Source organism: Achromobacter sp. Marseille-Q0513 (assembly GCF_018195695.1).
In the GTDB taxonomy this organism is placed as follows: domain Bacteria; phylum Pseudomonadota; class Gammaproteobacteria; order Burkholderiales; family Burkholderiaceae_B; genus Achromobacter.
On sequence record NZ_JAGTJY010000013.1, the window covers coordinates 1 to 21910 of the forward strand.

19 protein-coding genes are annotated in these 21910 nt (G+C 69.0%); 7 read left to right on the forward strand and 12 right to left on the reverse strand.

The genetic code is table 11. The features are described 5' to 3' along the window. From KDH83_RS04930 to htpX, 7 genes are all read right to left on the reverse strand, one after another. Positions 1–726: NAD(P)-dependent oxidoreductase (locus KDH83_RS04930; protein ID WP_212313198.1), on the reverse strand; the 726-nt coding region annotated here is incomplete at its 3' end. Between the two features lie 16 nt (positions 727–742). After that, on the reverse strand, positions 743–1834 hold the full coding sequence (locus tag KDH83_RS04935) for a lactonase family protein (protein ID WP_212313200.1): 1092 nt from the start codon (positions 1832–1834) through the stop codon (positions 743–745). Beyond that, on the reverse strand, positions 1827–3014 hold the full coding sequence (locus KDH83_RS04940; protein WP_212313202.1) for a sugar ABC transporter permease: 1188 nt from the start codon (positions 3012–3014) through the stop codon (positions 1827–1829). The genes KDH83_RS04935 and KDH83_RS04940 overlap by 8 nt, the downstream gene beginning before the upstream one ends. Positions 3015–3019: 5 nt before the next feature. Next, a complete protein-coding gene (locus KDH83_RS04945) occupies positions 3020–4564 on the reverse strand; it encodes a xylose ABC transporter ATP-binding protein (RefSeq protein WP_212313204.1) in 1545 nt (514 codons plus the stop codon). 19 nt (positions 4565–4583) lie between these two features. After that, the gene (xylF, locus tag KDH83_RS04950) at positions 4584–5600 is read right to left on the reverse strand and encodes a D-xylose ABC transporter substrate-binding protein (RefSeq protein WP_212313206.1); all 1017 of its coding nucleotides are present in this window, start codon (positions 5598–5600) and stop codon (positions 4584–4586) included. Positions 5601–5619: 19 nt separating this feature from the next. After that, on the reverse strand, positions 5620–6918 hold the full coding sequence (locus tag KDH83_RS04955; RefSeq protein WP_249204858.1) for a carbohydrate porin: 1299 nt from the start codon (positions 6916–6918) through the stop codon (positions 5620–5622). A gap of 341 nt (positions 6919–7259) precedes the next feature. Then, complete coding sequence (gene htpX, locus KDH83_RS04960; protein WP_212313211.1) at positions 7260–8141, reverse strand: protease HtpX; 882 nt, start codon at positions 8139–8141, stop codon at positions 7260–7262. A 150-nt stretch (positions 8142–8291) separates the two neighbouring features. On the opposite strand from htpX, the gene KDH83_RS04965 reads away from it, so the two are divergent. Then, on the forward strand, positions 8292–9146 hold the full coding sequence (locus KDH83_RS04965) for a DMT family transporter (RefSeq protein WP_212313213.1): 855 nt from the start codon (positions 8292–8294) through the stop codon (positions 9144–9146). A gap of 42 nt (positions 9147–9188) precedes the next feature. Beyond that, complete coding sequence (locus KDH83_RS04970) at positions 9189–10046, forward strand: sulfurtransferase (RefSeq protein ID WP_212313214.1); 858 nt, start codon at positions 9189–9191, stop codon at positions 10044–10046. Between the two features lie 122 nt (positions 10047–10168). On the opposite strand, the gene KDH83_RS04975 is transcribed toward KDH83_RS04970, so the two are convergent. Next, entirely contained in the window at positions 10169–10738 is a 570-nt protein-coding gene (locus KDH83_RS04975) for a phosphonate degradation HD-domain oxygenase (protein WP_212313215.1), read from the reverse strand. A gap of 47 nt (positions 10739–10785) precedes the next feature. Beyond that, positions 10786–11649 carry a LysR family transcriptional regulator gene (locus KDH83_RS04980; protein ID WP_212313216.1) on the reverse strand — a complete coding sequence of 288 codons (864 nt, stop codon included), beginning with the start codon at positions 11647–11649 and terminating at the stop codon, positions 10786–10788. 149 nt (positions 11650–11798) lie between these two features. Between KDH83_RS04980 and KDH83_RS04985 the strand changes: the two genes are divergently transcribed. The 5 genes from KDH83_RS04985 to KDH83_RS05005 all read left to right on the forward strand — a co-directional run bounded on the left by KDH83_RS04985 (position 11799) and on the right by KDH83_RS05005 (position 18006). Beyond that, positions 11799–12944 (forward strand): putative 2-aminoethylphosphonate ABC transporter ATP-binding protein, encoded by a 1146-nt coding sequence (locus KDH83_RS04985; RefSeq protein WP_233772781.1) that lies wholly within the window; start codon positions 11799–11801, stop codon positions 12942–12944. Continuing rightward, positions 12922–14724, forward strand: a complete 1803-nt coding sequence (locus KDH83_RS04990) for a putative 2-aminoethylphosphonate ABC transporter permease subunit (RefSeq protein WP_212313217.1) — start codon at positions 12922–12924, stop codon at positions 14722–14724. Before KDH83_RS04985 ends, KDH83_RS04990 begins: the two co-directional genes overlap by 23 nt. A gap of 29 nt (positions 14725–14753) precedes the next feature. Beyond that, the gene (gene phnX / locus KDH83_RS04995) at positions 14754–15575 is read left to right on the forward strand and encodes a phosphonoacetaldehyde hydrolase (protein WP_212313218.1); all 822 of its coding nucleotides are present in this window, start codon (positions 14754–14756) and stop codon (positions 15573–15575) included. A 114-nt stretch (positions 15576–15689) separates the two neighbouring features. Beyond that, positions 15690–16712 (forward strand): putative 2-aminoethylphosphonate ABC transporter substrate-binding protein, encoded by a 1023-nt coding sequence (locus KDH83_RS05000; protein ID WP_212313220.1) that lies wholly within the window; start codon positions 15690–15692, stop codon positions 16710–16712. A gap of 166 nt (positions 16713–16878) precedes the next feature. Then, a complete protein-coding gene (locus tag KDH83_RS05005; RefSeq protein WP_212313222.1) occupies positions 16879–18006 on the forward strand; it encodes a TIGR03364 family FAD-dependent oxidoreductase in 1128 nt (375 codons plus the stop codon). A gap of 141 nt (positions 18007–18147) precedes the next feature. On the opposite strand, the gene KDH83_RS05010 is transcribed toward KDH83_RS05005, so the two are convergent. The 3 genes from KDH83_RS05010 to KDH83_RS05020 all read right to left on the reverse strand — a co-directional run bounded on the left by KDH83_RS05010 (position 18148) and on the right by KDH83_RS05020 (position 21779). After that, positions 18148–19293 carry an aromatic ring-hydroxylating dioxygenase subunit alpha gene (locus KDH83_RS05010; RefSeq protein WP_103273425.1) on the reverse strand — a complete coding sequence of 382 codons (1146 nt, stop codon included), beginning with the start codon at positions 19291–19293 and terminating at the stop codon, positions 18148–18150. A 374-nt stretch (positions 19294–19667) separates the two neighbouring features. After that, positions 19668–20678, reverse strand: coding sequence for an acyltransferase family protein (locus KDH83_RS05015; protein ID WP_212313224.1), 1011 nt, complete (start codon positions 20676–20678; stop codon positions 19668–19670). 132 nt (positions 20679–20810) lie between these two features. Next, complete coding sequence (locus tag KDH83_RS05020) at positions 20811–21779, reverse strand: tripartite tricarboxylate transporter substrate binding protein (RefSeq protein WP_212313225.1); 969 nt, start codon at positions 21777–21779, stop codon at positions 20811–20813. Between the last annotated feature and the right edge of the window lie 131 nt (positions 21780–21910).

Here is a 21910-nt window from a genome sequence, read left to right on the forward strand (position 1 = left end):
ACCTAGTCCGGCGTGGCGCACCAGCGCGCGGCGGCTGGGTTCGTCCAGCGCGCCGTCCGAAGGCGCGCGCTGGTGCGCCACGCCGGAATAGGTGATGTCGCGCGGGTCGTTGCCGTCGGGCAGGATCCAGCCGATGCGCGCCGCCACCGTCGACAGGCGGCCTTCGGTCACGGCCGAATAGGCGCGGCACAGGCGCTCTCCCATCACCTTGGAGGTGCCGTAGGCCAGCGAATGCACGTCGCGCTGGCCGTCGAACCAGCGCGTGCCGGGCGCCGGCTCGGTTTGCGCGGTGAGCTTGCCAGGGCCCATGCGCGCGGCCAGCGGCTGGGCCTTGTAGCCGCCCATGGCATGGTTCGACGAGGAGAACACCAGCCGGCGCGCGCCATGCGTGGCCGCGGCCGTCAGCACGTTCAGCGTCATGTTGTAAGAGCCCAGCGCCTCTTCCCAGCTGGCGTCTGGCGTGGAATGCCGGGCGGCCAGGTGCAGCACGGCGTCGACGCCCTCGAAATGGCGGGTCCATGCGCCGTCGGGATCCTCGAGATCGGCGGCGACCAGCGTCAGGCGTTCGCGCAGCTCGGGCCCGAACGGGGTGTCGTCCGCGTGCAGGTCGATGCCGATCAGGTGTTCGCACCAGGCCTGGCGCGCCAGGATGGCCAGGGCCTTGCGGCCGACCTGGCCGGTGGCGCCGGTGACAATGATGCGGGCGGGAGGAAGGAATGCAGTCACGTTGAGGGTTTCCGGTTCAGGGCAGCAGGGGGCACAGGCAGACGGGCGAGCGCAGCGCGAAGGATGCGCCGGCGCGTTCGGGCATGCCCGTGATGGGGTCGATGCGCAATGCGCGGATGAGATGGTCGTCCTGCGAGGCGATCAGCAGGAAGGCGCCGTCGGGCGTGAAGGCGATGTCGCGCGGCGTGCGCCCGCCGGCGGGGAAGTGGCCCAGCGGCTCCAGCCAGGGCGCGTCGCGTCGCAGGCGGAAGGCGGCGATGCTGTCGTGGCCGCGGTTGGAGACCATCAGCAGCCTGCCGTTCGGGTGCAGCCGGAGCGCCGCGGCCCAACTGGCGCCGGTCCAGCCGGGCGGGAGCGTGCTGGCGTGCGCCAGTTCGCGGGGCGGGGTTCGCGCATCCTCGGCCTGCCCGTAGACGCTGAGCGTATTGGACAGCTCATTGACCGCGACGATCAGCGCGCCGGACAGGACCAGATGGCGCGGTCCCGAGCCGGGCCGCGCATGCAGCGTCCAGTCGGGCTCCGGCGCCAGGCCGTCGGCCAGGACGCGATGGCGGACGATCGCGTCCGTGCCCAGGTCGCACAGGTACACATGCGCGCCGGAGGCATCGGGCATCGCGAAGTGCGCGTGCGGGCCGTCCTGGCGGTCGGCGCGCGGCCCCGAGCCCTGGCGCCTGACGGCCTGCGGCTCGCCGGCGGGCAGGCCCTTGTCGTCCAGCGCGTAGCACAGCAGTTCGCCCGAGCTGTAGTTCGAGACGTACAGCTGGCGCGCCACCGGATTCACGCTGACGTGGCAGGGGTCGGCGCCGGGCGCGGCGGCGCGGCCGATGGGGCGCAGGCGCGCGCCGCCGTCCTCGATGGCGCAGATGTCCAGCGCCGCGTCGCGGCTGCGTTCGCTGACGCTGTAGAGCCGGTCGCCCCATGCGCACAGATATGAGGGATTGACCGGGCCGGCCAGGGCCTGGCGTTCGCGGAACGTGGCGGATTCGCCGTCGAATTCCAGCAGGTGTATGCCCAGGCCTCGTCCCTGCACATGGGGCAGGATCTCGGTATAGGTGCCTACCGCCAGCAGGCAGCTGCCCGGCGCGGAGGAGGGTTGGGATTTATGCACGTTCGGACCTCGTCGCTACGTCTATCCAGACCGCCAGCACCAGCACGGCGCCCTTGACGATCATTTGCCAGGAAGTATCCACGTTCATCTGCTGCATGCCGTTGTCCAGGCTGGCCATGACCAGCGCGCCGATCAGCGCGCCGTACACGGTGCCCGAGCCGCCGCGCATGGACGTGCCGCCGATGAAGCAGGCGGCGATGGCGTCCAGCTCGCCGCCCACGCCGGCCGACGGCGAGCCCGCCGCCGCGCGCGCCGTGGTGACGATGCCGGCGAAGGCGCACATCAGGCCCATCAGCATGAACACCATCAGTTTCACGCGCTTGACGTTCACGCCGGATAGCCGGCTGGCCTCGACGTTGCCGCCCACCGCGTAGACGGGGCGGCCGAACACCGTCTGGCTGGTGATCGGGGAGAATCCGCCACGCGGCGCCAACAGGATGAGCACCGGCAGCGGCCCGCCGTGGGCCTGGTTCAGCACCAGCACGAAGCCCGCCGCCGTGGCGGCGATCGCGCCGACCTTGAGTCCGTCGGCCCAGGCCGGCGCCAGCGCCAGCCCCAGCCTGCGGCGCTGGCGCCGGCGCGACAGGGCCAGGCCGCAGGCCAGCGCGATGATCAGCGCCACCATCAGCCAGGACAGCGCCGGCGGCACGAAGGCCTGGGCGATGGCGCCCAGGTCGTCGGGCACGGGGGCGATGGTGATGCTGTCCGTGCTCAGCTGCAGCAGCCCGCGATAGGCCAGCATGCCGCCCAGGCCGACGATGAAGGACGGCACGCGCAGCCGCGTCGTGAGGCAGCCGTTGACCAGGCCCAGCGCGGCGCCGGCGGCCAGCACGGCGGCCACCGCCAGCCAGGTGTTCCAGCCCAGGTTCACAGTCAGGATGGCGGCCAGGCCGCCCAGCAGGCCCAGCAGCGATCCCACCGACAGGTCGATCTCGCCGGCGATGATGACCAGCACCATGCCGCAGGCCAGCATGCCGGTGACGGACATCTGCAGGAACAGGTTGGAGATGCTGTTGGGGCGCAGGAAGGTGCCGCCGGTCTGGTGCCAGAAGAACAGCCAGATCAGCGCCAGGGCCAGCACCATCGCCAGCAGCTTGTGGCGGGCGAAGAGCTGGCGCAGGGGCTGGTGCGCGGCCTTGGGGCGGGGTTCGGAATAGGAAGAGGCGAGGGTCTGCTTCATGGCGTTCAGGCGGCGTGCCGTAGCGGTTCGGTGTTCAGGGCGGCGGCCAGCACGCGTTCCTGCGTCAGGCCCTGGATGGGGAATTCGGCGGCGACGCGGCCGGCGTTCATGACCAGAACGCGGTCGCTCATGCCCAGGATCTCGGGCAGCTCGGAGGACACCATGATGATGGCCACGCCACGGTCGGCCAGGTCGAAGATCATCTTGTAAATGTCGTACTTGGCGCCGATGTCCACGCCGCGCGTCGGCTCGTCCAGGATCAGCACCCTGGGGTTTTTCAGCGCCATCTTCGCCAGCACCACCTTCTGCTGGTTGCCGCCGGACAGGCTGGCCACTGGCAGGCCGGGGCTGGCGGTCTTGATGCGCAGGCGCGCGATCTCGCGCTCGACCGCGGCCAGTTCCGACTGCGCGTCGACGCGGGTCGCGCGCGCGTGGTCGGCCAGGGTGGCCAGCGTGATGTTCTCGGCCACGCTCATCTGCGGCACGATGCCATGGCGCTTGCGGTCCTCCGGCACCAGGCAGATGCCCTGCGCGATGGCGTCGGCCGGCGACCCGATGCGCACGGGGCGGCCCAGCACACACACCTGCGCCTCGCTGCGGCCGGCATAGGCGCCGTAGATCGCGGACACGAGTTCGGTGCGGCCCGCGCCCACCAGGCCGGCGATGCCCAGGATCTCGCCGGCGCGCACCTGCAGGCCGGCATCGTCCACCCGCTTGCGGCGCGGGTTGGTGACGTCCCAGCAGGTCACGCCGCGCGCTTCCAGCACTACCTCGCCGGGCTGGCGCTCGGTGCGGGGAAAGCGCGAGGTCAGCTCACGGCCCACCATCAGGCCGATGATGCCGTCCTCGTCCAGCGCCGCGGCCGGCCGGGTGGCGACATGCTCGCCGTCGCGGATCACGGTGATGGTGTCGCAGACCCGCTTGACCTCGTCGAGCTTGTGCGAGATGTAGATGCAGGCCACGCCGGCGCGCTTCAGGTCTTCGATGATCGCCAGCAGCACCTCGATCTCCTTGGCGCTGAGCGAGGACGTGGGCTCGTCGAAGATCAGCAGGCGCGCCTGCTTGGCCAGGGCGCGGGCGATCTCGAACAGCTGCTGGTGGCCGTTGCCGTAGTGCATCACCGGCGCGCCCACGTTGACGTCGTCCAGCTTGAGCTGCGCCAGCAGCTCGGCCGCGCGGCGGTGCATGGCGGGGTAGTCCATGCGCCCGCCGGGCAGCTTCAGCTCGTTGCCGAGGAAGATGTTCTCGGTCACGCTCAGCTGCTGCACCAGCATCAGCTCCTGGTGCAGGATGACGATGCCGGCGCGCTCGCTGTCGCGCGTGGAACGCGAGCGCAGCTCGCGGCCTTCCCAGAGGATCTGGCCTTCGTAGCTGCCGTGCGGATAGACGCCCGACAGTACCTTCATCAGCGTGGACTTGCCGGCGCCGTTCTCGCCGCACAGGCCCAGGCATTCGCCGGGACGCACGGCCAGGCTGACGCCGGACAGCGCGCGCACGCCCGAGAATTCCTTGACGATGCCGCGCATTTCAAACAGGGGCTGCTGTTCCATCACCCGTCTCCCGTCGCGGCTACTTGCCCGCGATCTGTTCCGCCGTATAGAACCCGTCCTTGACCAGGATGTCCAGGTTGTCGCGCGTCAGCAGCGTGGGCTTGAGCAGGATGCTGTTCACCTGGCCCTTGCCGTTGTCGAGCTTGGCGTTGAACGCAGGTTGCTTGCCCTGCACCAGCTCCACGGCCACCTGCGCGGCGGTGCTGGCGATGCTCTTGAGCGGTTTGTAGATGGTCATGGTCTGCGTGCCCGCCGCGACGCGGCGCACGCCGGCCAGGTCGGCGTCCTGGCCCGACACCGCGACCTTGCCGGCCAGCTTCTGGCTGGTCAGCGCCTGGATCGCGCCGCCGGCCGTGCCGTCGTTCGAGGCGACGATGGCCTGGATGTTGTTGTCGTTGGCGTTCAGCGCGTTCTCGATGATGGCCTGGGCCTTGGACGGATCCCATTCCGGCGTCCATTGCTCGCCCACGATCTTGATGTCGCCCTTGTCGGCCAGCGGCTTGAGCACGTTCATCTGTCCTTCGCGGAACAGGCGCGCGTTGTTGTCGGTGGAGGCGCCGCCCAGCAGGTAGTAATTGCCCTTGGGCACCACGTCGACCACGCCCTGCGCCTGCATCTCGCCGACCTTGACGTTGTCGAACGAGACATAGGCGTCCAGCGGCGCGCCCAGGATCAGGCGGTCGTAGGCGATGACCTTGATGCCGCTCTTGCGTGCCTTGGCGATCACGTTGCTCAGCACCTTGGAATTGAAGGGCACGATCACCAGCGCGTCCACGCCCTCGGCGATCAGGTTCTCCAGCTGCGCGATCTGGCGCGCCTCGTTGGCGTTGGCGGATTGCACGCTGACCTTGGCGCCCAGGGCGGTCGCGGCCTGCACGAAGTAGTCGCGGTCGCGCGTCCAGCGCTCGACGCGCAGGTCGTCGATGGAAAAGCCGATCACGGGCGCTTCCTTGCTGGCGTGGGCGGCGGCGCCGGCGGAAAGGGCGGCGGGCAGCGCCAGGGCGCAGGCCAGCAGGCGGCGGAAAGATAGGGTCATGTCTGTCTCCTCGTTGCGCTCAGAAGGTGATGCCGGTCTTCAGTCCGATGATGAAGGCGTCGTGGTTGCTGGACGTGCCGCCTGGATGCCGGATGTACTGCAGGTTGGGCCGCAGGTAGATCGACGGAACCGGCGACCAGCTGTAGTAGGCCTCGGCCACGTACTCATAGCCGTCGCCCACCGTGGTTCGCGTGTCCAGCCGCTGGTCCTGCTGCCTCACGTAGCGCGCGTAGCGGCCGTTGTTGTGGGTGGCGCCGATGGCCACGCCGACCACGTCGCGCGCCTGCCCGAAAGGCCCTTTGTACTGCAGGCCCAGCGCGAGCTGGTGATCCTGCGCCGCGGTGGCGCGATCGGCCTGCGAGAAGTTCAGGAACACCGAGGCGCCGCGCGCGCCGGCGGTGCCGCTGACCTGCTGCTCGAAGTTCAGGTAGAAGCCGTACTGGCCGTTGCGTTCGCGCGGCGCCAGCCCGGTGAGGCCGCGCGCGTCGCCGTTCACGTCCTGGTACAGGTCCTTGCCCTGCGAGGTGTTGTACCAGGCGCCGAACTTGTAGGAGCCGGGCAGTCCGTTCCAGGACGGCAGCACGCCGAATTCCAGCGGGATCAGGGCGCCGGTGGTGCCGCCGGGATTGTCCAGCGACAAGCCGTGGCGGCGGGCGTAGCCGTCATCCACGTATTTCGGGTTGACCTGGTAGACGCCGGCCTGCAGATAGGTCTGTTCCGACGTGCTGACCTTCAGGCGCGTGGCCCACTGGCTGGTCGGCCAGTTGACCCAGTAGCTGCCCACCAGGTTGCCGGGCTGCGAGCCGCAGAAGGTCAGGTTCTGGAAGTCGCAGGAGAAACTGGCGAAATCCTCGCCCACCGTCATGCGGCCGAATTTCCACTGCACCCGGTTGTCCAGGAAGGACTGGTTGAGCCAGAACTGCGTCATGTGCCAGGTCTGGCCGCGGCCGTAGACCTCCTGGATCAGCATGTTGTTGCCGATGCCGGCATCGGCGCCCAGGTTGCGGCCGTTGCGGTCGGTGATGGTCATCTGGAAGGTGCCGCCGCGCCAGCCCCAGAGCTTGTCCAGGTTCAGCGTGGCGCCGAAGACCCACTGGTCGGTGTAGCGGGTCAGCTTGTCCTTGCCGCCGCTGAAGTTGTGCGCGGCCTCGCCGGTATAGCCGAGGTTGAGGTCGATGCCGCGCTCGGACAGGCTGGTGCGCAGGCCGCCCCAGTCGCCGAACAGGTGCGGGCTGGTGGTGATGTCATAAGCCTGGGCCGCGCCGGCGCCGGTCAACAGGCCGGCCATGAGCAGCGGTCGCAGGAAGGGCAGGCGCATGAGTGAGCGATGCCGGAGGCGCGCGCCAGCGCCGTCCGCTGCCGGGGGGCAGGGAGGTGTTGCCATGACTTGTCTCCTGTCGCCGCGCGCCGCTGGTGGGCGGGTCGGCTTGTATGTCGTTGGCCGACGGCTTGTCGGCGAAGCTAGTTTCAGTGCAATTGACAGCGCTGTCAATTCACTTGGTACCTAGGGATTTCGCTAGGAGCCGGGCAGGGGGGGCATCGGCGCCGCGAGTTCTGGATGCGGGCGTATCGCAGGCGCGCCGTGGCTTGCGGGCAAGAAAAAAGCCCGCTTGCGCGGGCTTTTCCTGCGGATCGTCAGCGCCCTCGCGGGCGCCGGAATCAGGCCGGACGGGCTTGCTGCAGCGCCGCGATGCGGGCCGGGATCGGCGGGTGCGAGGCGAACATCGCGGCCAGGCCGCCCTTGCCGGTGATGCCCGAGGCCTCGAAGGACTTGGGCAGTTCGCCGGCTTCGATGCCGCCCAGGCGGGCCAGGGCGCGGATCATGGGTTCGCGGGCGCCCATCAGGTGGGCCGAGCCGGCATCGGCACGGTACTCGCGCTGGCGCGAGAACCAGGCGACGATGATCGACGCCAGGATGCCGAAAATGATCTCACAGACCAGCACGGTCACGTAGTAGCCGATGCCCATGCCGCGCTCGTTCTTGAGCACGACGCGGTCGATGAAGTAGCCGACCACGCGCGCCAGGAACACCACGAAGGTGTTGACCACGCCCTGGATCAGGGTCAGCGTGACCATGTCGCCGTTGGCGATGTGGGCCACTTCGTGGGCCAGCACGGCGGCGACTTCCTCTTCGGTCATGCTTTCCAGCAGGCCGGTGGACACGGCGACCAGCGAGTCGTTCTTGAAGGCGCCGGTGGCGAAGGCGTTCGGCGCGCCTTCGTAGATGGCGACTTCGGGACGGCCGATGCCGGCGCGGTCGGCCAATTGGTGCACGGTATCGAGCAGCCAGGCCTCGCGCTGGTTGCGCGGGGCGTTCGGATCCAGCACTTGCGCGCCGGTGCTCCACTTGGCCATGGGCTTGCTGATGAGCAGCGAGATGATCGCGCCGGTGAAGCCGACGACGACCGAGAACACCAGCAGCGCCTGCAGGTTCAGGCCCTGCGCGGTGATGTATCTGTCCACCCCGAGGATGCGCAGCGTGGCCGACAGGACCAGCATCACAGCCAGGTTGGTGATGACGAACAGGACGATGCGTTTCATGCTTTTTATGTTCCTCTGCGAGCAGGATAGTCCGGCTTGGACTGCAAGGCGGGCCGCCAGTTCCCCGACCGCCGGCGCCGCCTCCGGTGACGGGGAGTATAGTATCGCTTTCCCTCGTTTCCCTTCACTTTTTACCTAGCGCAGGTCCCCATGCAGGCACTCTGGATGTTGGTGGCGTCAGCCATGTTCGCCATCATGGGGTCGTTCGTGAAGCTCGGCACCGAGCACGGCGCGTCGCTGCCGCTGGTGGTGCTGTTCCGCGGCCTGCCCTCGGTCATCCTGCTGCTGATCTGGGCCCGCGCCGGACGCCAGTCCATCGTGCCCACCAGCTGGAAGCTGCACCTGTGGCGCAACCTGTCCGGCGTCACCTCGATGTGGCTGGGCTTCTATGCCATCGCCCACCTGCCGCTGGCCACCGCCACCAGCCTGAACTACACCGCGCCGCTGTTCATCGCCTGCTGGATGCTGGGCTGGGGCGGCGCGCAGCGCGACGCCGTGCGCATCACCGCCGTGGCGCTGGGCTTCCTGGGCGTGATCGCGGTGCTGCGCCCCAGCATCAACGACGACCAGTGGCTGGCCGCGCTGCTGGGACTGACGGCCGGCGCCATGTCGGCCATCGCCATGATGCAGATCCGCCAGCTCGGCCGCATCGGCGAACCCGAATGGCGCACGGTGCTGTTCTTTTCCGTGGCGGTCTGTCTGTCCAGCGCCGCCGGCCTGGGCTTCGACGGCTGGGGCCAGGCCGACTGGCCCGGCTATGCCGCGCTGGTGGGCGTGGGCGTGGCCGGCCTGTTCGGACAGCTGGCGATGACGCGGGCCTTCGGCCTGGGCTCGGCGCTGCTGACCGCCGCCCTGCAATACTCCACCATCATTTTCGCGGCCCTGCTGGGCATGGGCCTGTGGGGCGACCGTCTGGACGGCCTGGCCTGGGCCGGCATGGCGCTGATCATCTTCGCCGGACTGCTGTCGGTCTGGCGCACCATGCGCGATCCCAAGCCGGCCTGAGTCCCGGCCGTCCATCCGAATTCAGCTAGAGGAGTCCGACCGATGACGATGACCCTGATTTCCGCCGCCGAACTGGCCGAGCGCCTGAGCGGCGCCGACCTGCGCGTGTTCGACGTGCGCCACGACCTGATGAACCACGCCGCCGGCCGCCAGGCCTATGGGGCCGGCCATATCGCCGGCGCCCGCTACCTGGACCACGAGACCGAGCTGGCCGCCCCGCGCACGGGCAGGAACGGCCGCCACCCGCTGCCGTCGCGCGCGGAATTCGGCGCGCTGATGGCCGCCCACGGCGTCACGCCGCAAACCCTGGTGGTGGCGTATGACGCCAGCGGCGGCATGTACGCCGCCCATCTGTGGTGGATGCTGCGCTGGCTGGGCCATGAGCGCGTTGCGGTGCTCGACGGCGGCTGGCAGGCCTGGACCGCGGCCGGCCTGCCCGTTTCGACCGAGCCGGGCGCGGCGGTGCGAGCGGGCCAGCCCGTCGAGCCGGGCGCTGCGCTGGCCGCGACGGTGGACGCCGCCACGGTGCTGGCCAACATCGCCCAGACCGCCTTCACCGTGGTCGACGCGCGCGCCGCCAACCGCTATCGCGGCGAGGTCGAGCCCATGGATCCGGTGGCCGGCCACATCCCGGGCGCGCTGAACCGTCCCAACGGCGAGAACCTGCAGACCGATGGCCGCTTCAAGGCGCCGGAGCAGCTGCGCGCCGAGTTCACGGCGCTGCTGGCGGGCCGCGATCCGGCCGCCATCGTGCACCAGTGCGGCTCGGGCATCACCGCCTGCCACAACCTGCTGTCCATGGAAATCGCCGGCCTGTCCGGTTCCCGCCTGTATCCGGGGTCGTGGAGCGAGTGGTGCAGCGACGCGTCGCGTCCGGTGGCCACGGGCGCGGCCGCCTGAACACAGGGCGCCGGCCCTTGCCGGCCATGAAAGGGAAAAGCCAGGGCGATGCCCTGGCTTTTTTTTGTGGCGTCCGGCCGATCTTGGAAAGCGCCGACCCCAATCGGGGCGCAAGAGTGGCCCTAGTGGATCGCCGCCAGCTTCGCCCGCGTCGACACGCTCTCGGCGAGCTCCAGGTAGTGCTCCAGCGAGGGCGTGATCATCCCGGGCACCTTGGCCATGTCGTCCCAGCGCCTCAGCCGAATCGCATCCGGCGCGCCCGGCAGGCTGGCGAAATCCAGCGCCTGGCCCGCATCGAAGCTGCCCCCCTGCAACGCCAGGCTGCGCTTCGAGTCCTCCGAGAGCGACGCTTCATAGTGGGGTTCCAGATAGCAGAGGTAGCGCTTGGCCTCGACGTGCAGCCGGATCGGCTCCAGCACGCCCGGGCCGAACAGGCCGCGCAGGAAGGGCAGCACGAAATACTGGTGCTTGTCGTCCAGGCCGCGCAGCGTGGGCGTGCCGGGCCGGTCTGCGATCAGATGGCCCAGGTCGTGCAGCAGGCAGGCGGTGATCAGTTCGGGGCCGGCATGGTGGCGCTCGGCCAGCGCGGCGGTCTGCAGCGCGTGGCGCAGGTGGCTGACGGACTCGCCGTCGTAGGAGCGGTGTCCGCGTTCAAGGAACAGCTGCTCGATGTCTTGCAAGGTCAAGGCCATGGTTGTCTCCTGAGTGGCCGCAAGGGGGAAGCGCTCGGCGGCCGGGCTCAGCCGGCGGCAGGCGCCATCTCCAGAAAGCGCGCGATCAGCTGCACCGGTTGGCGCTCGCGCAGGCAGTACAGGTATTCGTGCATCACGATCTCGGCGCCCTCGATGTCGAGCGCGGCCAGGTCCGGATGGGAAGGGATTTCGCGCGAAGGGATCAGGCTGATCCCCAGGTCGCACAGGATGGCTTGCCGGATCGACTCACGGCTGCCGATCTCCAGCGTGCGGCGCACGCTGACGCCGGCCTGTTGCAGCGCTTGCTCGGTGAGCTGACGCGTCATCGAGCCGGGCTCGCGCAGCAGCAGCGCGTGTTCGGACAGGTCGGACAGCGACACGCGGCCGCGCCGCGCCAGCGGGTGGTCGCGATGCGTGACCACGCGGATGGGGTCGGCGGCGATCAGACGCCGATACAAATGCTTGTCATCCATCAGAAACGAGGATGTGGCAATCTCGATCTGATAGTCGTGCAGCGCCTGCAGCATGCTCTGCGAGTTGCCGATGACCAGCGTCAGGTCGATGCCCGGATAGCGCTGGTTGTATCGGCGCACCGTGTCCATGATGTAGAACGGCCCGGTGGCGCCGACCCGCAGGTTGCCTTCGCGCAGGTCGCTGGCGTCGCGCAGCCGGAAATCGATCTCGGTTTCCTGCTGCACCAGCTTCTCGACCATCGGCATCAGGCTGTGGCCGGCGTCCGACAGCCGCATGCCGCGCCCTTGCCGATGGAACAGCTCGACGCCGTAGCGCGATTCGAGCTGGCGCAGTTGGCCCGTCACCGTGGGCTGGCTGACGCCCAGCTGAGCGGCGGCCTTGGTGACGGTTCCGCAGCGGGCCACGGCATAGAAGGATTTGAGTTCGGCGACGAGCACGGTACAGGCGAGGGGGGAGTGACGCGGATTTCGCAGGATCGCCAGTACACCAAAATAATTTGATGTTTTTATTACTGCATTTGCGCGAAGTGTCATAAACGCACAATACGCCGCTCCCATACTGCCGCTGTTCCCATACCGGAGGCGTCATGCCCCAACACGACAGCGACTCTATTTCGGCGGCAGCGTCCCCGGAAACGCCGCCCTCGGCGCGCAGCGGCCAGCCCGGCGCGCGTGGCGGCTTCCTGACGGTACGCAACCTGGTCAAGCGCTTCGGCGCCCACACCGCATTGGCCGATGTGTCGCTGGATATCCGCGCCGGCGAGCTGGTCTGCCTGCTGGGCCCCTCGGGCTGCGGCAAGACCACGCTGCTGCGCGCCATCGCCGGGCTGGAGCGCCAGGACAGCGGCGTCATCACGCTGTCCGGCCGCGACATCTCCCATGCCGAGCCGCAGGAGCGCGACTACGGCATCCTGTTCCAGTCCTACGCCCTGTTTCCGAACCTGACCGTGGCGCAGAACGTCGCCTACGGACTGAGCGGCAAGCGCGCGCACCGCAAGCACGTGGCGGGCCGGGTCGAGGAAATGCTGACGCTGGTGGGCCTGGCCGGCGCCGCCAACAAATATCCGGGACAGATTTCCGGCGGCCAGCAGCAGCGGGTGGCCCTGGCGCGCGCGCTGGCGCCGTCGCCGTCCCTGCTGCTGCTGGACGAACCCATGTCGGCGCTGGACGCGCGGGTGCGCGAACACCTGCGCATCGAGCTGCGCGCGCTGCAAAAACGCCTGTCCATCACCACGCTGATGGTCACGCACGATCAGGAAGAGGCCATGGTCATGGCCGACCGCATCGCCGTCATGAACGGCGGCGTCATCGAACAGTTCGGCACGCCGCGCGAACTCTACCGCCAGCCCGGCTCGGCCTTCATCGCCGACTTCGTGGGCGAGGCCAACTGGCTGCCGTTCGAGCGCATCGACGCGCACCGCGCCCGCGTGGGCCGCCAGGAACTGGCCGTGGACGAGGCGCTGGACGCCGCGTCCGGCCGCCTGTTCGTGCGCCCCGAGGCCGTGCGCGTCAGCGCCGTGCGGCCGGAACAGCCCAACGCCATGCTGGCCGACGTGCTCGACGGCGTGTTCCTGGGCCGTGGCTACCGCCTGGCCTTGCGCCTGGAAGGCGTGCCCGGCGCCACCGTGCATTCCATCGTGTCCCCCGAAACCGGAGACGCCCTGCTGGGCCCTCACGCTGCCAGCCGCTGCTGGGTGGAGCTGCCGCGCCATGCGATTCGCGCCTACGCTTGACGCGGGTTCCGCGCCCGACGCCGACGCCGCGCCCGCCGCCGTGAGCCAGCCGCCCGTGACGCCCGTCGCCTCGTTTCCCGCGCTGGGCCGCCGCCCGCTGCCGCGCTGGGTCGGCTCAGCCGGCCTGGGCCTGGGGCAGGGCGCGCTGGTGCTGGGGCTGGCGCTGTTCCTGGCGCTGCCGCTGCTGGCCATCCTGATCAAGTCCGTGACCGACGGCGACGGCGCCTGGGTCGGGCTGTCCGTGATGACCGGCATCATCGCCGGCGACGGCTTTCTCGCCATGGTCGGGCGCAGCCTGGCCGTGGGCCTGGTCACCACGCTGCTGGTGGTGCCCGCCGCCTATGCCTTCGCCTACGGCCTGACGCGCACGCGCCTGCCCGGCAAGGGCCTCTTGCGCATCACGGCGCTGCTGCCGCTGCTGGCGCCGTCGCTGCTGCCCGGCATCGCGCTGGTGTACCTGCTGGGCAACCAGGGCCTGCTCAAGGGCCTGACCGGCGGCGCCACCATCTATGGCTTCTGGGGCATCGTGGTCGGCGAGGCTTTCTATACCTTCCCGCACGCGCTGATGATCCTCCTGACCGGCCTGGCCCTGGCCGACGGCCGGCTCTACGACGCCGCCCGCGCCATGGGCGCCGGACACTGGCGCACCTTCATGACCGTGACCCTGCCCGGCACGCGCTATGCCGTGTTCTCGGCCTGCTGCGTGGTGTTCACGCTGACCGTCACCGACTTCGGCGTGCCCAAGGTGGTGGGCGGCGATTACAACGTGCTGGCCATGGAGGCTTACAAGGCGGTGGTCGGCCAGCAGAACTTCTCCAAGGGCGCGGCCATCGGTCTGATGCTGCTGCTGCCCGCCGTGCTGACCTTCGTGCTGGACCGCCGCCTGCGCGCCCGCCAGGGCGCTCAGATGAGCGGCCGCGCCCAGCCCTACGCGGCGGGCCCGAACCGCCGGCGCGACGCGGCCTTCCTGGCGCTGGCCTGCGTCATGGCGGCGCTGATCCTGCTGATCGTGGGCGTGGCCGTGTGGGCCTCGTTCGTGAAGATGTGGCCGTACAACCTGTCCATGTCGCTGCGTTCCTACGACTTCGACAACATGGACGGCGGCGGCTGGCTGGCCTGGCGCAACAGCCTGGAGCTGGCGTTCTGCACGGCCCTGCTGGGCACGGCGGCGGTGTTCAGCGGCGCCTGGATGATGGAAAAGGTGCCGGCGCGCGGCGCCGCCGCCCGCGGCTTGCGCGGCCTGGCCGGCATGCTGGCGCTGATGCCCATGGCGGTGCCGGGGCTGGTGCTGGGCCTGGGCTACATCTTCTTCTTCAACAGCCCGTCCAATCCGCTGAACCTGCTGTACGGCACCATGCCGCTGCTGATCCTGTGCACCATCGTGCACTTCTACACCAGCGCCCACCTGACCGCGACCACGGCGCTCAACGCGCTGGATCCGGAGTTCGAGGCCGCCTCGGCCTCGCTCAAGGTGCCGCGCCTGACCACGTTCCTGCGCGTCACGCTGCCGATGTGCCTGCCCGCGGCGCTGGACGTGGCCCGCTACCTGTTCGTGTCCGCCATGACGACGGTGTCCGCCGTGGTGTTCCTGTACAGCCCCAAGACCGTGCTGGCCGCGGTGGCGGTGCTGAACATGGACGACGCCGGCTTCATCGGCCCGGCCGCCGCCATGTGCGCCGTGATCATGGCCAGTTCGGCGGTCGCCTCGCTGGTGCTGCACCTGGCCAGTCGCGCCATGCTGGCGCGCACCCAGGCCTGGCGCCGCCCGGCCTCCGCCTGACCGCAACGATTCAAGACAAGGATGACTACATGACTGCCAAAACCCTGCCTGTCCGCCTGGAGGCGGTGATCTTCGACTGGGCCGGCACGCTGGTCGACTTCGGCTCCTTCGCGCCCACCAAGGTGTTCGTCGATGCCTTCGCGCAGTTCGGCGTGGAGATGTCGCTGGAAGTGGCCCGCGGCCCCATGGGCATGGGCAAGTGGGACCACATCCGCACGCTGTGCGACCTGCCCGCCATCGCGTCCCAGTACGAGGCGCGCTTCGGCCGCCTGCCGACCGATGACGACGTCACCGCCATCTACGAACGCTTCCTGCCCATGCAGCTGGAAAAAGTGGCGCAGTACTCGGCCGCGATTCCCGGCGCCGCCGAACAGCTGCGCGCGCTGCGCCAGCGCGGCCTGAAGATCGGCTCTTGCTCGGGCTACCCGGCCAGCGTGATGCGCCGCGTGATCGAGCGCGCCGCCACCGAGGGGCTGGAACCCGAATGCATCGTCGCCAGCGACGAGGTGCCGCGCGCGCGCCCCGCGCCGGCCATGGCGCTGAAGAACGTGATCGAACTGGGCCTGTCCGACGTGGCCGCCTGCGTCAAGGTCGACGACACCGCCCCCGGCATCGAGGAAGGCCGCCGCGCCGGCATGTGGACGGTGGGCCTGCTGCTGTCCGGCAACGCCGCCGGCCTGACGCTGGAGGAATACCTGAGCCTGGACGAGGCCGGCCGCGATGCCGCCCGCGTCAAGGCCGACGCCGAGCTGTCCGGCGCCGCGCCGCATTACCTGATCGACACGGTGGCCGACCTGCCGGCCGTGATCTCCGACATCGAACGCCGGCTGGCGGCGGGCCAGCGTCCCTGAGCTGCACGCCACTATTTTTTCCCTGCGACGTTTTCGCACGACCTGCGCGGCGGCCATCCGGCCAGCCGCGTGACCTTCATCAGTCTTTTTTCCGCTCATCCACGGAGTACACACATGAATCGCTACAAGCTGCTTGCCCTGGCCGCCGCCCTGTCGGGCGTGATGGGCGCCGCCTCCGCCGAGACCACGCTGACGGTCTACACCGCGCTGGAAGCCGACCAGATCAAGGCCTACCAGGCCGCGTTCGAGAAGGCCAACCCCGACATCAAGATCCAATGGGTGCGCGATTCCACCGGCATCATCACCGCCAAGCTGCTGGCCGAGAAGAACAACCCCAAGGCCGACGCCATCTGGGGCCTGGCCGGCACCTCGCTGGGCCTGATGGACAAGGAAGGCATGCTGCAGCCCTACGCCCCCAAGGGCCTGGACCAGATCGCCGCCAACATGCGTGACGCCAAGGCCGAGCCCGCCTGGGTCGGCATGGACGGCTTCGCCGCCGCCATCTGCTTCAACACCGTCGAGGCCGAAAAGCAGAAGCTGCCCAAGCCCACGTCGTGGCAGGACCTGACCAAGCCCGTGTACGCCGGCAAGATCGTCATGCCGAACCCGGCCTCGTCGGGCACCGGCTTCCTGGACGTCAGCGCCTGGCTGCAGATCTTCGGCGAAGAGAAGGGCTGGGCCTACATGGACGCCCTGCACAAGAACATCGGCTCGTACACGCACTCGGGCTCCAAGCCTTGCAACCTGGCCGCCTCGGGCGAGTTCCCGATCGGCGTCTCGTTCGACTACCGCGCCGCCAAGCTGAAGGCCGACGGCGCGCCGGTCGAAGCCGTGTTCCCGTCGGAAGGCCTGGGCTGGGAAGTCGAAGCCACCGCCATCGTCAAGGGCACCAAGAACCTGGAAGCCGCCCGCAAGCTGGCCGACTTCTCCGCCAGCCGCGAGGCCAACGAGCTGTACAAGGCCAACTTCGCCGTGCTGGCCATCCCGTCGATCGCCACGTCCAACCCGAACCTGCCGGCCGACCTGACCAAGCGCATGATCAAGAACGACTTCACCTGGGCCGCCACCAACCGCGACCGCATCATCGCCGAGTGGACCCGCCGCTACGACGGCAAGTCCGAGCCGAAGAAGAAGTAAGCAGGCCGCTTTTTTATTCAATCTTGTCTTTCAACTTCCGATAGCGCGCGCCATCCCCGATGCTTGCAATAGGCATTGCCCGTGGGGCCGCACGGAGCCGGCTTTGCCGGTCCGTCGCGGCGCCCCCTGGGGGGAAGCGCGTAGCGCTTCGGGGGGGGACCCTCTCATGAATTTTGACGTAATCGTGGTGGGCGCGGGCATGCTCGGCATCGCGCACGCCTGGGCGGCCGCCAAGCGCGGCCTGTCGGTGGCCGTGATCGAGCGCAGCCGTCAGGCGCACGGCGCCACGATCCGCAATTTCGGCCAGGTCATCGTGACCGGCCAGGCGCCCGGCATGATGCTGTCGCATGCGCAGCAGGCGCGCGAACTGTGGCTGGACCTGGCCGCCAAGGCGGGCTTCCATGTGCGCGCCAACGGCGCGCTGGTGCTGGCGCGCAATACCGACGAAGCCGACGTGCTGCAGGAGTTCGCCGACACCCGCCTGCAACAGGAAGGCTATCGCGCCGAGCTGCTGTCGGGCCGCGAGGTCGCCGGCCTGTACGACGGCCGCCTGGCGCATCACTGCGCCGCGCTGCGTGGCCTGGATGACCTGCAGATCTATTCGCGCGAGGCGTTGCCCGCGATCACGCGCTATCTGGCGGAATCGCTGGGCGTGACCTTCATCACCGGCACGCTGGCGCGCGCGGTGGAGCAGGGCGTGGTGGCGACCACCGCCGGCGAGTTCCGTGGCAATCACGTGTTCGTCTGCCCCGGCCATGATTACCTGACGCTGCTGCCGGAACGCTTCGCGCCGCTGAACCTGGAGGTCACGCGCCTGCAGATGCTGCGCGCGGCCTTCGAGTCGGCTCCGTTCGCGCTGGACCGGCCGCTGTTGACGGGCCTGTCCTGCGTGCATTACGGCGCGTTCTCGGACCTGCCGTCCGCGCTGGCGCTGCGCGAGGTGATCCAGGCGCGCACGCCCATGCTGCTGGACAACGGCATCCACCTGCTGGTCAGCCCCACGCCCTATGGCGAACTGATCATCGGCGATTCGCACCAGTACGGCCAGGACGCGCCGCCGTTCAACGACGAGGCGGTCGACAACGCCATGCTGGATCTGGCCTCGCAGGCGCTGGGCGCGCGGCTGCGCGTGGTCGAGCGCTGGCAGGGCGTGTACGGCGCGCACGGCCCGGCGCCGTTCTCGGTCATGCCGGTGGACGACGCGACCACGGTCGCCGTGATGCATTCGGGCGTGGGCATGACGGTGGGCCTGGCGATCGGCGAGCGCACGGTCGCTGGCGTCACCGGACGCTGATGCCGGCTGCGGGCTGTAAAACGGGCTGCAATTCGGGCTGCAATTCGGGCTGAAAACCGGGCCGGAAAAGACAAGGGCCTCGCGGATATCCGCGAGGCCCTTGTGCGTGAGGCGGCTCGGAAGCAGGCTTGGGGGCGGGCTTCAGGGCTCTCCCATGGTGCGCCGGTACCATTCGTGGAAGTGCTGCATGCCGTCTTCCATGGGCGACTGGTACGGGCCGGTCTCGTTCACGCCGCGCAGCATCAGGGCCTTGCGGCCGGCGTCCATGCGTTCGGCGATCTCGTCGTCCTCGATCGCCGTTTCCATGTAGGCCGCGCGCTGCGCCTCGACGAACTCGCGCTCGAAGGCGGCGATTTCCTCGGGGTAGTAGAACTCGACCACGTTCACCGTTTCCTGCGGGCTCTTCGGGTACAGCGTGGACAGCACCAGCACGTGCGGGTACAGCTCGATCATGTGGGTCGGGAAATACGTGACCCAGACCGCGCCGAAATCGGGCGCGTCGCCCTCGCGGAACGACAGCAGCCGGTCATGCCACTGCTTGTAGACCTCGGAACCCGGCTGGGCCAGCGCGTTGTGCACGCCGACTTTCTGCAGGCTGTACCAGTCGTTGAATTCCCAGGTCAGGTCGTCGCAGGTGACGAAGCGGCCCAGGCCCGGATGGAACGGGCCGACGTGGTAGTCCTCCAGATAGACCTCGATGAAGGTCTTCCAGTTGTAGTTGCACTGGTGCACTTCCACGTGGTCCAGCACGTAGTCGCCGAAGTCGAACTCCGGCCGCGCGAACAGCGGCGCCATGTCCGAGGCGGGATCGCGCGGGCCTTCGAACAGCAGGCCGTGGCAGTCGCGCAGGCGGAACTTCTGCAGGTTCATGCAGGGCGTGGTGTCGAACTGCGGCGCGCCCAGCAGCTCGCCCTGGTTGTTGTAGGTCCAGCGGTGCAGGGGGCAGACGATGTTGCCCCCGGTGGCCTTCAGGCTGCCGTGCGTGTTGCAGTTGCCGGCCACGTTGCCGGTTTCTCCGCCAAGCATCAGCGCCTGACGGTGGCGGCAGACATTTGAGATGAGATCGACGCCTTGCTGGTTGCGAACCAGCACACGCCCTCCGTTTTCCTGGACCAAGGTACGCCAATCCCCCACTTCGGGCACCAGCTTCTGGTGGCCGACGTACTGCGAGGATTGCTTGAAAATGAGTTCTTGCTCGCGGGCAAAGAGGGCTTCGTCAAAATACGCGCTGACGGGTAGCTGGGTGCGAGCTGGCACGACATGTGCCATCCGACCGATGTCGGTCATGATTCCCTCCGCTCGGGTAAAAAAGCCAGGCGGGCTGAGCTTTGCCTGCAGCCCTGGCCGTATCCCACCTTGGGATCGCCCCGGGCCTCGCGGGTTCCCCTGAGGTTCCGGGGAAGCGGCGGATGCCGTCGTTGCTGCCGACGCTTACCGCCGATGTTTCCGCTATCAGGGTCCGCTATGTGCCCGTTCTGGCGCGAAGAAAAATCGGTGTCTGGCCGATCAAATAAGGCGTGAATTGTACCCCAACCCTTTTTCCCGCGCCCATGATGACAGGAGGGACTTGGCGGGGCGAGGCGGGGTTGCGCTTGACCTGGCGCAAACGGGCGCGTCCTGGGCGCCTGGCGGCGGGCGTCGATCCATTCGGCCTACGCCTTTCAGACCAGCCTGCGGGTCATGGGATGACGCCGCAACAGCCAGCTGCTCGCGGCCGACAGGGCGAACACGGTCGCCGTCAGCAAGGGCAGCGTCCAGGCCGTGCCGTGGCCGCCGCGCAGCAGGCCGGCGCGCTGCGCCAGGTCCAGGAACGCCGGATGGATCAGGTAAATGCCGAAGGTCAGCGGCGCCAGCCGCGCGAGCCGGGGCAGGCGCGGCGCGTCCACGATCAGCTGGAACGCGGCCAGCGACATGAACGGCACGGTCAGGCTGAAGTAGTCGTAGAAGTAGGTGTTGAGCGTCCGCGAACTCGACAGCAGGTACACGCCCAGGGCCGTGGCCGCCACGCTGGCAGCCAGCATCAGGCCGGGGCGGGGGATGCGCAGCTCGCCCGCGTGGATCATGCGTCCGGCGACGAAATAACCCAGGTAGGGCAGGAACCAGGTCAGGAAGAAGCCGGGCGGGGCGTCCAGCGCGCGGCGGTACAGCGCGTCCAGGATCGCCAGGCCGAGGATGCCCACGACCCACAGGGCGCGGGCCTGGCGCGAACTGCGCGCCGCCAGCGTGCGCACCAGCGGCGCGAACAGGTACAGGCCCACGATCATGTACAGGTACCACAGGTGATAGTAGGGTTCGCCCTGGGCCAGCTTGCGCGGCCAGAAGGACAGGTCCAGCCTGCCGTCGTCGAACCAGTCCAGCGCCGTGCGCCAGAGCAGGTAGAACAGCGTCCAGAACAGCAGCGGCGCGCAGATCCGCGTCATGCGGCGGCTGTAGAAGCGGCGCGCGTCCTGCGGCCGTTCCGGGTCCAGCAGCAGGGCGCCGCTGATCATCACGAACACCGGCACGCACCAGCGGGCCGCCGAGTCGTACAGGTTGGCCGCCAGCCAGGCGCCGCTGCCGTAGGCGGCCGGGTCGCTGACCACGGTCGCTGCGCCATGCAGCATCACCACGGCCACGGCGGCCAGCCAGCGGGCGGCATCCAGGCGGGCGTATCGATCGTCGGATTCGGGCATCGGGCTCCTTGCGCGGACCGGGAAATGCGTCCGCTCGCGGGGCCGCGGCGCGGGCCGCAGCCTGCCTACACCCTAGCAGCCGGCGGCGCGCGCGTGCTGTATCGAGGCGTTAGCCCGCGCGTCAGGGTGTTCCTATTGCAGAGCGACGCCGGCCTGCTTGATGAGCTGCGAGACGATGGGCTGCTCGTTGCGGATCTGGGCCTGCAGCTCGGCGGGCGTGCCCGAGCGCGGATCGATGCCCATGCCCAGCAGGCGCTGCTTGACGGCATCGTCGGCCAGCGCGTCCGCCAGCGCCTTGCGCAGCCGTTCCAGCACCGGCTCGGGCGTGCCGCGCGGCGCCACGAAGCTGAACCAGGCTGTCATGTCGAAGCCCTGGTAGCCCTGTTCGGCCAGCGTGGGCAGGGCAGGCTCGGTCGCCAGCCGCCCGGGGCTGGTGATGGCGAAGACCTTGACCTTGCCGGCCGTGGCCTGCGGCATGCCGGTGGCGACCATGTCGAAGAACAGGTCCACGTCGCCGCTGATCAGCGCGGGCAGCGCCTGGGTCGCGCCCTTGAACGGCACGTGCAGGATGTCGATGCCGGCGCGCTGCTTGAACAGCTCGCCGGCCAGGTGCGACGAGGTGCCGGGGCCGAAGGTGGCGAAGGTCAGCTTGCCCGGGTTCTGCTTGGCGTAGTCGACCAGGTCCCTGGTGCTGGCGAAGGGCCGCTTGGGGCTGGACAGCAGCACCAGCGGGCCGACGCCCACCATGCCGATCGGCGCGAAACCGTCCGGATCGTAGGGCAGTTCCTTGTACAGGTAGCGGTTGGTGACCAGCGTGGAGTTGGTCGCCATCAATATGGTGTAGCCGTCCGGCGCCTCGCGCGACACGAAGGCCGCGCCGATGGAGGTGCCAGCGCCGGCCTTGTTCTCGACGATCATGGGCTGGCCCAGGTCCTTGGCCATGCGTTCGGCCAGCACCCGGGTCAGTACATCGGTGGCGCCGCCCGCCGGGAACGGCGAGACCACCTTGATCGGACGAGACGGATAAGTGTCGGCCTGCGCGCTCAGCGCGGCCGCGCCGAGCAGGGCGGCGGCAAGCAGTTTGATGCCAGTGCGAATCATGTTTTCCCCATGAAGTCAGTCGGACGGATCCTGGCGGCGAGGCCGGGCCGGCGACCGGACGCGCCGTGGGCAGGGGCGTTGCGGATGGCTTGCCAGATCTCTCGCGCCGTACTAAATTTCGCTTACTGAAT